10 protein-coding genes are annotated in these 13,068 nt (G+C 71.5%); 1 reads left to right on the top strand and 9 read right to left on the bottom strand.

Annotated elements, in window-relative coordinates; all coding sequences use genetic code 11:
* Positions 1–35: 35 nt before the first annotated feature.
* The 9 genes from E5083_RS26995 to E5083_RS27035 all read right to left on the bottom strand — a co-directional run bounded on the left by E5083_RS26995 (position 36) and on the right by E5083_RS27035 (position 10,705).
* Positions 36–1,097: a pseudouridine synthase gene (locus E5083_RS26995; protein WP_135788271.1), complete on the bottom strand. Its 1,062-nt coding sequence runs from the start codon at positions 1,095–1,097 to the stop codon at positions 36–38.
* Complete coding sequence (gene scpB, locus E5083_RS27000) at positions 1,057–1,677, bottom strand: SMC-Scp complex subunit ScpB (RefSeq protein WP_229918954.1); 621 nt, start codon at positions 1,675–1,677, stop codon at positions 1,057–1,059. Before scpB ends, E5083_RS26995 begins: the two co-directional genes overlap by 41 nt.
* A gap of 77 nt (positions 1,678–1,754) precedes the next feature.
* Positions 1,755–2,684 carry a segregation and condensation protein A gene (locus tag E5083_RS27005; protein WP_135788273.1) on the bottom strand — a complete coding sequence of 310 codons (930 nt, stop codon included), beginning with the start codon at positions 2,682–2,684 and terminating at the stop codon, positions 1,755–1,757.
* A gap of 39 nt (positions 2,685–2,723) precedes the next feature.
* Positions 2,724–3,272: a hypothetical protein gene (locus E5083_RS27010; protein ID WP_135788274.1), complete on the bottom strand. Its 549-nt coding sequence runs from the start codon at positions 3,270–3,272 to the stop codon at positions 2,724–2,726.
* Positions 3,257–4,249, bottom strand: a complete 993-nt coding sequence (locus E5083_RS27015) for a ParA family protein (protein ID WP_381072978.1) — start codon at positions 4,247–4,249, stop codon at positions 3,257–3,259. Before E5083_RS27015 ends, E5083_RS27010 begins: the two co-directional genes overlap by 16 nt.
* A gap of 556 nt (positions 4,250–4,805) precedes the next feature.
* Positions 4,806–5,921, bottom strand: a complete 1,116-nt coding sequence (gene ald / locus E5083_RS27020) for an alanine dehydrogenase (protein WP_158707485.1) — start codon at positions 5,919–5,921, stop codon at positions 4,806–4,808.
* A 149-nt stretch (positions 5,922–6,070) separates the two neighbouring features.
* The gene (locus tag E5083_RS27025; RefSeq protein WP_135788275.1) at positions 6,071–8,149 is read right to left on the bottom strand and encodes a tetratricopeptide repeat protein; all 2,079 of its coding nucleotides are present in this window, start codon (positions 8,147–8,149) and stop codon (positions 6,071–6,073) included.
* Between the two features lie 176 nt (positions 8,150–8,325).
* Positions 8,326–8,952 carry an NUDIX domain-containing protein gene (locus E5083_RS27030; RefSeq protein ID WP_135788276.1) on the bottom strand — a complete coding sequence of 209 codons (627 nt, stop codon included), beginning with the start codon at positions 8,950–8,952 and terminating at the stop codon, positions 8,326–8,328.
* Positions 8,953–9,037: 85 nt separating this feature from the next.
* Positions 9,038–10,705, bottom strand: a complete 1,668-nt coding sequence (locus tag E5083_RS27035) for a CTP synthase (protein WP_031183251.1) — start codon at positions 10,703–10,705, stop codon at positions 9,038–9,040.
* A 554-nt stretch (positions 10,706–11,259) separates the two neighbouring features.
* Between E5083_RS27035 and E5083_RS27040 the strand changes: the two genes are divergently transcribed.
* Positions 11,260–13,062: a glycoside hydrolase family 15 protein gene (locus E5083_RS27040; protein ID WP_135788318.1), complete on the top strand. Its 1,803-nt coding sequence runs from the start codon at positions 11,260–11,262 to the stop codon at positions 13,060–13,062.
* Positions 13,063–13,068: the final 6 nt, after the last annotated feature.

The following is a 13,068-nucleotide window of genomic DNA, read 5'->3' on the forward strand; positions in this document are numbered from 1 at the left end:
TAAAGCCGGACCGGCACCGGCGGCAAGAGCCCCTCCTAGAGGTCGACTTCCTTCATCAGCATGCCGACCTCGGTGTTGGACAGGCGGCGCAGCCAGCCCGACTTCTGGTCGCCGAGGGTGATCGGGCCGAAGGAGACGCGGACCAGCTTGTCAACGGGGAAGCCCGCCTCGGCCAGCATCCGGCGCACGATGTGCTTGCGGCCCTCGTGCAGGGTCACCTCGACGAGGTAGTTCTTGCCGGTCTGCTCGACCACGCGGAAGTGGTCGGCGCGGGCCCAGCCGTCCTCGAGCTGGATGCCGTCCTTCAGCCGCTTGCCGAGGTCGCGCGGGATCGGGCCGACGATGTGCGCGAGATACGTCTTGCGCACGCCGTACTTGGGGTGGGTGAGGCGGTGGGCCAGCTCGCCGTGGTTGGTGAGCAGGATGACGCCCTCGGTCTCCGTGTCGAGCCGGCCGACGTGGAAGAGCCGGGTCTCGCGGTTGGTGACGTAGTCGCCGAGGCACTGACGGCCCTCGGGGTCCTCCATCGTGGAGACCACACCGGCGGGCTTGTTCAGCGAGAAGAACTGGTACGACTGGGTCGCGACGGTCAGGCCGTCGACCTTGACCTCGTCCTTCTCCGGGTCGACCCGGCGGCCCTGCTCCAGCACGATCTCGCCGTTGATCTCGACGCGGGCCTGCTCGATCAGCTCCTCGCAGGCGCGCCGCGAGCCGTAGCCCGCACGGGCCAGCACCTTCTGCAGCCGCTCGCCGTCCTGCTCGGCGCCGGGGAAGGTCTTGGGCGGCTTGATGTCCTTCTTGCCCTCGTACCGCTCCCGGTTGCGCTCCTCGGCCCGCGTCTCGAACTCACGCGAGCGGCCGGGCGCCGTACGGCCGCGCCCCGCCTGCTGGGACTGCTTCGGGCCGCCCTTGGCGCCGCCGCGCGCCGCGCCGCCACGGCCGGACTTCGGGCCGTCCTTCGTGGCGCCGGGTCCGACGTCGTAGCGGCGCTCCTCCGGACGGGGCTTGCTGGGGCGGCCCTGCCCCTTGCGCTCGTCCCGGTCGTTACCGCGGGGGTTACCGCGTCCGCTGTTCCTGCCGCTGCCGCTGCTTCGCATCAAGGTTTCCGTCGTAGTCGTCTGCGTCCTGACCACCGGCCGCGTCGGGCGCGTCCGGGTCGAACGACGGGACTCCCTCCTGGGTCTCCGCCTCGATCGCCTCCGCCTCGGGGAGGAAGGGCGCGAGTTCCGGAAGCTCGTCCAAGCCGCGCAGGCCCATCCGCTCCAGGAAATAGTTCGTCGTCACGTACAGGATCGCACCTGTTTCGGGTTCCGTGCCCGCCTCGGCCACCAGACCCCGCTGGAGCAGGGTCCGCATCACGCCGTCGCAGTTGACCCCGCGCACGGCCGAGACCCGGCTGCGGCCGACCGGCTGGCGGTACGCGACGACCGCGAGGGTCTCCAGGGCCGCCTGGGTGAGCCGGGCCGTCTGGCCCTCCAGCGCCAGGCGTTCCACGGCGGGGGCGTACGCGGGGCGGGTGTAGAAGCGCCAGCCGCCCGCGACGAAGCGCAGCTCGAAGCCCCGGCCCTGGGCGGTGTAGTCGTCGGCCAGTTCGCGCAGCGCCTCGGCGATCCGGCGTCTGGGCCGCTGGAGCACCCGCGCCAGGTGTTCCTCGGTCGCGGGCTCGTCCACGACCATCAGGACGGCCTCCAGGGCGGGCTTGAGGTCGAGGGCGGCGACGCGGTCGTCGCCCCCGCTCGTCACGGCCTGGTGGTTCACGTCTTCTGCTCCTCGGGCTTCGGCGCCTCGGCGGGCCGGTCGAACTCGTCGGTGACCGTCGGGGCATCCCTCTCCCCGCCGGTCCAGCGGACCAGCAGGGTGCCGAGCGCGGTCTCCTGTTCCAGGGCGACGGCCTTCTCCCGGTACAGCTCCAGCAGGGCGAGGAAGCGGGCGACGACGGTGAGGGTGTCGTCGGTGTCGGCCACCAGCTCCTGGAAGTCGGCCTCACCGGCCTCCCGCAGCCGGGCCACCACGACCCGGGCCTGCTCCTGGACGCTGACCAGCGGGGCGTGGATGTGGTCGATGTACACCTGCGGCTTGGCCTTCGGCTGCATCGCCTTGACCGCGAGCCGGGCGAACCCCTCGGGCCCGATGCTGATGACGACCTCGGGCAGCAGCTCGGCGTGCTCCGGCTCCAGGCCGACGGTACGGGGGTAGCGGCGGCCCTCGTCCTCCAGCCGCTCGTTGAAGATGTCCGCGATCCGCTTGTAGGCCCGGTACTGGAGCAGCCGGGCGAAGAGCAGGTCGCGCGCCTCCAGCAGGGCGAGGTCGGCCTCGTCCTCGACCTGGGCGGCGGGCAGCAGCCGGGCGGCCTTGAGGTCGAGCAGGGTGGCGGCGACGACCAGGAACTCGGTGGTGCGGTCCAGGTCCCAGTCGGGTCCCATGGCCCGGATGTGCGCCATGAACTCGTCGGTCACCCTGGACAGCGCGATCTCGGTGACGTCCAGCTTGTGCTTGGTGATGAGCTGGAGCAGCAGGTCGAAGGGGCCCTCGAAGTTGTCCAGCCGGACCTTGAAGACGCCGTCGGGCGCGGAGGTCTCGGGTGCGAGGGCCTCGGGCGCCGGGGCCGGGTCCGGAGGTGCGGTGTCCGGGCCCCGGCCCAGCGGGCGTCTCGGGCCGGTCGTGGCGGTGCGGTGCGCGTTCATGGGGGTCGCAGGCTATCGGTCGGGCGGTGGGAAGCCGGGTCAGCGCCCCCGCAGCCGCCGTACCAGGATGCTGGCTTCCCCTCGGGACTCCAGGTCGGCGAGGACCACGGCGACCGCCTCGCGGACGATCCGGCCCCGGTCCACGGCGAGACCGTGCTCGCCGCGCAGCACCAGCCGGGCGTGCTCGAGGTCCATCAGTTCCTCGGCCGATACGTACACGGTGATCTTCTCGTCGTGCCGCTCGCGTCCGCTGGGCCGCCGGGCGGCCGCGCGGCCGCGCTTGCGGGGCTGCTCGCCGGAGCCGTCCGGCTCGGCCTGCCGCCGGGCGGGCCGGATACGGGACTCGCCGGACCCGTCGGGTTCCGGGCCGACCGCTGCCGTGTGCTCGGCGCCCTCGCCGTCGCCGCCCTGCACGGGCACCGACTGCGGCGCGTCCTGCGCCGCGGCGGCCGGGTCGCTCTCCCCCGCCGGCGCGGGAACCCGCGCCTCTGGGCCGGGCCCGCGCCGGGGCGAGGAGGACTGGAGCCCCATCCCCCCTGTCGTACGGAACAGTTCGTCGGCTCCGGGCAGACTCACTCGGCGTGACACCGGGCGAGCACCTCCCTGGCGAGCTGACGGTAGGCGGCGGCACCGACGGAGTTGGAGGCGTACGTGGTGATCGGCTCGCCGGCGACCGTGGTCTCCGGGAAGCGGACCGTACGCCCGATGACCGTGTGGTAGACGTGGTCGTCGAACGCCTCGACCACCCGGGCCAGCACCTCGCGGCTGTGCACCGTGCGCGAGTCGTACATCGTGGCCAGGATGCCGTCCAGCTCCAGCTCGGGGTTGAGCCGCTCCTGGACCTTCTCGATGGTCTCGGTCAGCAGGGCCACACCGCGCAGCGCGAAGAACTCGCACTCCAGCGGCACGATCACCTTGTGCGCGGCGGTCAGCGCGTTGACCGTGAGCAGGCCGAGCGAGGGCTGACAGTCGATCACGATGTAGTCGTAGTCGTCCATCAGCGGCTTCAGGGCGCGCTGGAGCGTGGACTCGCGCGCGACCTCGGAGACCAACTGGACCTCGGCCGCCGACAGGTCGATGTTGGAGGGCAGCAGGTCCATGTTGGGGACCGCCGTCTTCAGCAGGACCTCGTCGGCCGACATGCCCCGCTCCATGAGCAGGTTGTAGACGGTGAGGTCCAGCTCCATCGGGTTGACGCCGAGACCCACCGACAGCGCGCCCTGCGGGTCGAAGTCCACGAGCAGCACGCGCCGTCCGTACTCCGCGAGCGCCGCGCCCAGGTTGATGGTCGACGTGGTCTTGCCGACGCCGCCCTTCTGGTTGCACATGGCGATGATCTTCGCGGGGCCGTGGTCGGTCAGCGGGCCCGGGATCGGGAAGTACGGCAGCGGGCGCCCGGTCGGGCCGACGCGCTCACGGCGCTGGCGGGCCGCGTCGGGCGCGAGCGTGGCCGCGTACTCCGGATCGGGCTCGTACTCGGCGTCGGGGTCGTAGAAATGCCCCTCGGGCAGTTCGTCGTAGTCGGCGAAGTGGTTGCGGGGCGCGCCACTTCCGTCGCCGGCCATGGCGTTCACGTGTTGGCCATCCATGCTCTGGTGTGCTCTCCGGGCCGTCTGCGGTACCGGACTCTGGTGGGCTGCGAAGGTGCGCACCGCGACGGAGCCGGCAGCCTCGTGTCCCTCGGGACCCTGGCCCTCTCCGCGCAATCCTGGTCGACCACCTCCGGGAGAAAATGTCGACTCATTCACAAGTCGTCTTACCTCCTTGGCGGCCAGGGGACTTCTAGACAAGGTCAGCGTGGCACCATGCCGACGGTTGGCGACTCTATGGCGTGTCGGCGGTCCGCAGCAACACAATCCGCCGGACCCGGCACGATGTGTCGACAATGAAACATCCCGCTGTCAAGGGCGTACAGCCGTCGCACAGCAGGTTTCACCGGTGTGCGAATCGGTCCAAGCGCGACGTTCGAGGCGAGTTGACCTAGCGTCGCAAAGTGACCATACACACATCCGGCCGGACCTTGTCGGGCAAGGTCCGGCCGGGTTCGCGGTGTTGACGATCCATGTTGACGAATCGCCTTTTCCACGCGGGCGACTTGGGTGTCCGCCGCCGCCGCGGAGGTCAGCCGATCAGGGTCTCGATCGCCACGTGCTCCAGGCCGTGCGCCTCGGCGACCTCCTTGTAGACGACCTTGCCGTCATGGGTGTTGAGGCCGCGGGCCAGCGCCTCGTCCCGGCGCAGCGCCTCGACCCAGCCGTTGTTGGCGAGCGAGACGATGTACGGGAGCGTCGCGTTGGTGAGCGCGTTGGTGGAGGTGTTGGGCACCGCGCCGGGCATGTTGGCGACGCAGTAGAAGACCGAGTTGTGCACCCGGAAGGTCGGCTCGGCGTGCGTGGTGGGACGGGAGTCCTCGAAGCAGCCGCCCTGGTCGATGGCGATGTCGACAAGGACACTTCCGGGCTTCATCCGCGACACCAGCTCGTTGGTGACCAGCTTCGGGGCCTTGGCGCCCGGGATGAGGACGGCGCCGATGACGAGGTCCGCGTCGAGGACGGCCTTCTCCAGCTCGAAGGCGTTGGACATGATCGCCTTGACCTTGCTGCCGAAGATCCGGTCGGCCTCGCGCAGCTTGTTGATGTCGCGGTCCAGCAGGGTGACCTCGAAGCCCATGCCGACGGCGATCTGGGTGGCGTTCCAGCCGGAGACACCGCCGCCGATGACGACGGCCTTGGCCGGGGTCACGCCCGGCACGCCGCCGGGGAGCACACCGCGGCCGCCGGCCGGGCGCATCAGGTGGTAGGCGCCGACCTGCGGGGCGAGCCGGCCCGCGACCTCGGACATCGGGGCGAGCAGCGGCAGCGCGCGGTTCGCCAGCTCCACCGTCTCGTACGCGATCGCCGTGGTGCCGGACTCCAGCAGGGCGTCGGTGCACTCGCGGGAGGCGGCCAGGTGCAGGTAGGTGAAGAGGATCTGGTCCTTGCGCAGGCGGTGGTACTCCTCCGCGACCGGCTCCTTGACCTTCAGCAGCAGGTCGGCGTCGGCCCACACCTGGTCGGCGGAGTCGAGGATGCCGGCGCCGGCGGCGATGTACTCCTCGTCCGTGATCGAGGAGCCGAGACCGGCGCCCCGCTCGATGACGACCTGGTGGCCGTTGCGCACCAGCTCGTGCACGCCGGCGGGGGTGATGGCCACCCGGAACTCGTTGTTCTTGACCTCGCGGGGGATGCCGACCTTCACGTCGATCACGGTCCTTGGCTCAGGGGGGTATGGGGGGTGCGCTGAAAGACATACCCGGGCGCGCCGGGGCACACCGGGAGACACCGCAGGAGAACGTGCGGCAGAGCCAGTTTAATGAAGGTGTTCCGCGTGTCTAGCCTTCCATTGCATCAATCTTCTTTGGATGCACTGCGGATTTCGCAGGCGTCCGGGCCGGCGGGGTCCGATTCCCCTGGCTCTCCGTCGGCGACGGTCCCGGTGGCCGCCTCCTCTTCCAGCATGCGCTCGGCCGCCGCGCGGTGCAGTCGGGCGGCCGTGGGGTCGCCGAGCCGGTCCAGGGTGTCGGCCAGCCGCAACTGCAGCGCGGCCAGCAGCCGGGTGTCCTCCGCCCGCCGCGCCCACTCCACCGCCTCCTGGCAGGTGCGCAGGGATTCCTCGGGCCGCCCGGCGTACTCCTGCACGCGGGCCAGCTCGCTCAGGGCGCGGGCGTGGGCGGCGATGTCGCCCTCCTTGCGGTATCCGGCGAGGGCCGCCCGCCAGTTGCGCTGGGCCTCGCCGTACCGGCCCGCGTAGGTGTGGGCGGTGGCGATCCGGCCGTAGAGCCGGGCGGCCTCGGCGCGTTCGCCGCGGGCGAGGCGCTGGGAGAGGGCGCGGCCGAACCAGTCGGCGGCCCGGTCGTGGTCGCCCAGCTCCTGGTGGGCGCCGCCTACGGATTCCATCGCGCGGCCGGTGGCGTAGGGGTCGTTCGCCTCGCGTCCGGCGTCCAGGGCGGCGCGGTAGCGGGCCAGCGCGGCGCGGGTGCGGCCGGTCTGGGCGTCCACGTCGCCGAGGTTCAGCAGGGCGGCGGCCTTCTCGCGGGGCAGTCCGCGCCGCTCGGCGACGTCGAGGACCAGGCCGTGGATGCCGTACAGGTCGGGGGCGGCGGCGCGGGTGCCGAAGTGGGCGACCATGGCGCGCACGAGCTGGGACATCAGGCGCCGGGCCAGGGTGTCCAGCTCGCCGTCGGCCACCGCGAGCCGGGCGGCGGCCAGCAGCGCCGGGCGCCGGGCGGTGAGCCAGGCGGCGGCCGCGGCGGGGGTCGGGAAGCGCAGCGGCGGCGGGATCGCCTGGAGCTTCTCGCGGGCCTGCGGGCTGTCGGTCTCGGTGACGGCGCGGCAGGACTGCAGGAGGCGTACGTCCCGTTCCAGCAGCCGGGCGCGGGCCAACTGGAGTTCGGCGGGGCGTTCGCCCGCCTCGGCCAGGGCGCGCAGCAGGGGGTGCAGGCAGCCGGGGATGTCGTACTCGGGCAGCGGGCCGGCGACCGGGCGGAGCAGGCCGAGGGCGGCGAGTTCGCGCAGTACGGTCTGCGCGGTCTTGACCGAGCAGCCGGCCAGCGCGGAGGCGGAGTGCGGGTCGACGGTGCCGGCCGGGGCCTGGGAGAGCAGGCGCAGGGTCCGGGCGGTGGAGGCGGGCAGTCCGTCGTGCACGAGCTTCAGGACGCGGGCCAGGGTGGGGGCGTCGTCGGGGTCGGTGTGCAGCCGCTTGGCCAGGTCGGAGACGGCCGTCTGGGGGCGGGCGGCGAGCCAGCCGCCGGCCAGGGTGAGGGCGGCGGGCTGTCCCTCGCAGATCTCGGCGAGGGACTCGGCGGAGCGCGGGTCGACGGTGACGCGGACCGAGCCGGTGTACCGGGTGAGCAGTTCCACCGCGGACTTGGTGTCCAGGCCGCCCAGGGTGCAGGGGCGGACGTCGGAGATGCCGGTGAGGGGGCCGCGGGAGACGGCGACCACCAGGCAGTCGGGGGCGTCCGGGATGAGGGCGTCGACCTGTTCGGCCCCGGTGGCGTCGTCCAGCAGGAGCAGGGCGCGCCGGTGGGCGAGGGCGGTGCGCAGCGCCTCGGTCAGCTCGTCCTCGGCGGCGCCCGCCGGGGCGGGGGCACCGAGCGCGCCGAGCAGCTCGCGGGCGGCGCGTTCCACGGGTACGGGGGTGCCGTCGGGGTCGCCGAGACGGGCCCGGAACACTCCGGCGGGGTAACGCTGCGCGACCTGGCGGACGAACTCCTCGGCGAGCGCGGTCCGGCCGGAACCGGGGCGCCCGGCGATGAGGAGGACGCGGGCGCGGGGGGCCTTGCGGCCGGCCAGGGTGTCCAGGCCGGTGCGCTCGATGTCGGCCCTGAGTTCCTTCAACTCCCGTGTGCGCCCGAGGAAATGACCCTCCGGGGCCGGCGGCTCCGACAGCCGCGCCTCTTCCTGGTCCACCGCCTGATCCGTCACGGGCCACGCTCCCGTCCCACCGCACGCGCAAAGCCCGCCGGTTCTTCCGGTACGGGCGTTTCCAGAGCCTAGTTCACGCTCTGCGACGTTCCCGGTGGAGCGCGGCGGACGGGTCCCCCGATCGGATCAGGCGATGGTCACACCATTGGGGTGCTGCTGTTGATCTTGGCCGGAATCTACGCGGCGAAGGGCCGCGCGGGCCACGGCGCGTCGGCCGGGCGCAGGCTGTCCAGACCGTCCCCGGCGCGGGCGGCGGCCAGCGAGAGGACGCCGACGACCAGGCAGTTGTTGTGCAGGTCCCCGGCGAGCACCAGCCGCACCAGCTCGTCCAGGGGCACGCGGATGTGCTCCATGTCCGTCTCCTCGTGCTCCGGGACGAAGCGCTCGCCCCGGGCCTCGGAGATGTCGCGGGCGAGGAAGATCCGTACCGCCTCGTCGCAGCCGCCGGGGCTGGTGTAGACGTCGGTCAGCACCCGCCAGTCCTCGGCCTTGACGTGCGCCTCCTCGTACAGCTCGCGCTGGGCGGCGTGCAGCGGGTTCTCGCCGGGCACGTCCAGCAGGCCGGCCGGGATCTCCCAGAGCTTGTGGCGCACGGGGTGGCGGTACTGGCTGATGAGCAGGACCCGGTCCTCCTCGTCCAGGGCGAGGACGGCGACCGAGCCGGGGTGGACCTGGTAGTCGCGGCGGGCCACCGAGCCGTCGGGCATGACCACGTCGTCCGTGCGGACGGCAGTCTTGTTGCCCGTGAACGGGGTCGCGCTGTCGCGGATCTCCCACTCCTCGGGGGTGTCCTTGATCGTCATGCCCTGTCCCTCCACGTGCGCAAAAGAAAACCGGGGTGCGCAACCTTTGAAGGTTCGCACCCCGGCCACCGTAACAACTGGTGTGCTACTTGGAGTTCTTCGGCTTGCCCGCCGTCTTGCGCTCGACGGAAGCCTTCACCAGGCCCGCGAACAGCGGGTGCGGCCGGGTCGGCCGCGAGCGCAGCTCGGGGTGCGCCTGGGTGGCGACGAGGTAGGGGTGGACCTCGCGCGGGTACTCGACGTACTCGACGAGCTTGCCGTCGGGCGAGGTGCCCGAGAAGACGATGCCCGCCTTCTTCTCCAGCTCGGCGCGGTAGGAGTTGTTGACCTCGTAGCGGTGGCGGTGCCGCTCCTCGACGTACTCCTTGCCGTCGTAGACCTCGCGGACGATGGAGCCCTCGGCCAGCTTGGCCGGGTACATGCCCAGGCGCATGGTGCCGCCCATGTCGCCCTCGCCGGCGACGATGTCCATCTGCTCGGCCATGGTGGAGATGACCGGGTGGCCGGTGGCCGGGTCGAACTCGGTGGAGTTGGCGTCCGGGATGTCCGCCAGGTTCCGCGCGGCCTCGACCACGATGCACTGCAGGCCCAGGCAGAGGCCCAGCAGCGGGATCTTGTTCTCGCGGGCGTAGCGGATGGCGCCGACCTTGCCGAGCACACCGCGGTCGCCGAAGCCGCCGGGGATGCAGATGCCGTCCACGTCACCGAGGGCGGCTGCGGCACCGGCCGGGGTCTTGCAGTCGTCGGAGGTGACCCACTTGATCTTGACGCGGGCACGGTTGGCGAAGCCGCCGGCGCGCAGCGCCTCGGTGACCGACAGATAGGCGTCGGGCAGGTCGATGTACTTGCCGACCAGGGCGAGGGTGATCTCGTGGTCCGGCTTGTGCACGCGGTCCAGCAGGTCGTCCCAGGTGGTCCAGTCCACGTCCCGGAAGGGCAGGTCGAGCTTGCGGACCACGTAGGCGTCCAGGCCCTCGCCGTGGATGACCTTCGGGATGTCGTAGATGGAGCGGGCGTCGGGGCAGGCCACGACGGCGTCCTCGTCCACGTCGCACATCAGCGAGATCTTGCGCTTGATGGCGGTGGGGACCTCGCGGTCGCAGCGCAGCACGATCGCGTCGGGCTGGATGCCGATGTTGCGCAGCGCGGCGACGGAGTGCTGGGTCGGCTTGGTCTTCAGCTCGCCGGAGGGGCCGATGTAGGGCAGCAGCGAGATGTGGACGACGAAGACGTTGTCCCGGCCGACCTCGTGGCGGACCTGGCGGACGGTCTCCAGGAACGGCAGCGACTCGATGTCGCCGACGGTGCCGCCGACCTCGGTGATGACGACGTCCACCTCGTCGGTGGCCATGCGCCGGATGCGGTGCTTGATCTCGTTGGTGATGTGCGGGATGACCTGCACGGTGTCGCCCAGGTACTCGCCGCGCCGCTCCTTGGCGATGACCGTGGAGTAGACCTGGCCGGTGGTGACGTTGGCCGAGCCGTCGAGGTCGCGGTCGAGGAAGCGCTCGTAGTGGCCGATGTCCAGGTCGGTCTCGGCGCCGTCGTTGGTGACGAACACCTCACCGTGCTGGAAGGGGTTCATCGTGCCCGGGTCGACGTTCAGGTACGGGTCGAGCTTCTGCATCACGACGCGCAGGCCGCGAGCCTTGAGCAGCATGCCCAGGCTGGAGGCGGTGAGGCCCTTGCCGAGCGAGGAGGCGACACCCCCGGTGACGAAGATGTGCTTGGTCGTCGTAGATTTCGGCGGCATGGCCAAGAGGGGGCTCCCGTGGTCGCTGTCTGTGATGCGGTGCGGTCGCCGGCCCGGAGAAGCTGGTGTTCCTCGCGGTGGCGTCGTCGCTGCGGTTCGGGGGTTTTGGGGCCCACCGGTCCACGGGCTACCAGGGTATCAGCGCCTGGAGGAGTCGGCGTCCGGCCACGCTCCGCACACGGCCCAGGCGGCCGGTGTGACCAGGCACCGGACCCGCGGGCGGCCGTCACGGGGTTCTCACCCCGCGGTCACTCGTTCGGCTCACACGGGTTGCCCCGAGCGGCGCGCGGATCTTCCGGGTGCGTCGTATCCTGCTCGGACACTCGCTGCCGAGCGCGGCCGGGATGACGGCACACCCCCGCCTCCAGCATCCCCGCCACTGGCATGTGGAACATGGAGAGCGCGGCAGTTCGTTGAGCATGGACCGCCGTTTTGCCTCAGGGCTCGGCGGGCTGCTTTGCTTCACCGCTCAACGTATGACAACCACCCCTTGACCGCACCAAGCGACTGCCCCCTCGTGCGGGGGTGACGTGGCCGTTCGACTGGAGTTGCACGTGGCCGGGCGCATCGAAGATTACGCACTCATCGGAGACATGCAGACCGCCGCGCTGGTCTGCCGGGACGGCACGGTGGACTGGCTGTGCCTGCCCCGCTTCGACTCGCACGCCATCTTCGCCGGTCTGCTCGGCACCGAGGAGCACGGCTTCTGGCGGCTCGGCCCGGCGTACGCGGCGGACTCACCACCGCCCACGGCCGCCCGGCGGAGCTACCGGGGCGACTCGCTGATCCTGGAATCGGAGTGGGACACCCCCCGCGGCACCGTCCGGGTGACGGATTTCATGCCGCCGCGCGACGGCGCCCCGCAGCTCATCCGGATCGTGGAGGGGCTCAGCGGCGAGGTGCCGATGCGCTCGGAGCTGCGGATGCGGTTCTCCTACGGCCGTGTGGTGCCGTGGGTGCACAAGTACGACAACCGTACGGTCGCCGTCGCGGGTCCCGACTCGGTGTGGTTCGACACCGAGGCGGACACCTACGGCAAGGACCTGACCACGTACTCCGACTTCACCGTCTCCGCCGGTGAGCGGGTGGCGTTCACCATCTCCTGGCAGCCCTCGCACAAGGAGGCGCCGCCGCTGCCCGAGCCGGAGCAGGCGCTGCGCGCGACGGAGGAGTTCTGGCGCGAGTGGGTCGAGCAGTGCACGTACCACGGTCCCTACCGGGAGGCCGTGATCCGTTCGCTGATCACGCTGAAGGCGCTGACCTACGCGCCCACCGGCGGCATCGTGGCCGCGCCCACCACCTCTCTGCCGGAGGACATCGGGGGCGTGCGCAACTGGGACTACCGCTACACCTGGCTGCGGGACGCGGCGATCACGCTGTCCTCGCTGCTGCGCACCGGCTACCGCGACGAGGCCCGCGCCTGGCGCGAGTGGCTGCTGCGCGCGGTCGCCGGCGACCCGGAGAACCTCCAGATCATGTACGGCATCGCCGGTGAGCGTGAGCTGGGCGAGGCCGAGCTGGACTGGCTGCCGGGGTACGAGAACTCCCGCCCGGTCCGGGTGGGCAACGGCGCCGCCGACCAGCTCCAGCTCGATGTGTACGGCGAGGTCATCGAGGCCCTCCACCTGGGCCACATGACGGGGCTGGCCCGCAACGACTACGCCTCGGTGCTCCAGCTCAAGCTGATCCGCTACCTCGAGGACCACTGGCAGGAGCCGGACGAGGGGATCTGGGAGGTGCGCGGGCCGCGCCGCCAGTTCGTGCACTCCAAGGTGATGGCCTGGGTCGCCGTGGACCGCACGATCAAGCTGATCGAGTCCGGGGACGCGGAGGGCCCACTGGAGCGCTGGAAGGAACTGCGCGACGACATCCACCGCGAGGTCTGCGAGAAGGGTTACGACCCGGAGCGCAACACCTTCACCCAGTACTACGGCTCCAAGGAGCTGGACGCCTCCCTGCTGCTGATCCCGCAGATGGGCTTCCTGCCGCCGGACGACAAGCGGGTCATCGGCACCATCGAGGCGATCCAGCGCGAGCTGTCCACTTCCGACGGGTTCATCCTGCGCTACCCGACCGACGGCGAGGACGCGGGCGTCGACGGCCTGCCCGGTGACGAGGGCGCCTTCCTGGCCTGCTCGTTCTGGATGGCGGACGACCTGGCGATGATCGGCCGGGTCGACGAGGCCCGCAAGCTGTTCGAGAAGCTCCTGGACCTGCGCAACGACCTCGGCCTCCTCGCCGAGGAGTGGGACCCCGTCAACCAGCGCCAGGTCGGCAACTTCCCCCAGGCGTTCAGCCACGTCCCCCTGATCGACACCGCCCTGCGGCTGACGGCGTCGGGGGCGTACGGGGGCTGACGCTCC

It is taken from the genome of Streptomyces bauhiniae (assembly GCF_004784475.1).
Taxonomy (GTDB): domain Bacteria; phylum Actinomycetota; class Actinomycetes; order Streptomycetales; family Streptomycetaceae; genus Streptomyces; species Streptomyces seoulensis.

Excerpts from the sequence above, each read along its gene's own strand:
- E5083_RS26995 (WP_135788271.1), bottom strand. The coding sequence starts at position 1,097 with ATGCGAAGCAGCGGCAGCGGCAGGAACAGCGGACGCGGTAACCCCCGC.
- scpB (WP_229918954.1), bottom strand. The coding sequence starts at position 1,677 with ATGGTCGTGGACGAGCCCGCGACCGAGGAACACCTGGCGCGGGTGCTC.
- E5083_RS27005 (WP_135788273.1), bottom strand. The coding sequence starts at position 2,684 with ATGAACGCGCACCGCACCGCCACGACCGGCCCGAGACGCCCGCTGGGC.
- E5083_RS27015 (WP_381072978.1), bottom strand. The coding sequence starts at position 4,249 with ATGGCCGGCGACGGAAGTGGCGCGCCCCGCAACCACTTCGCCGACTAC.
- E5083_RS27030 (WP_135788276.1), bottom strand. The coding sequence starts at position 8,952 with ATGACGATCAAGGACACCCCCGAGGAGTGGGAGATCCGCGACAGCGCG.
- E5083_RS27035 (WP_031183251.1), bottom strand. The coding sequence starts at position 10,705 with ATGCCGCCGAAATCTACGACGACCAAGCACATCTTCGTCACCGGGGGT.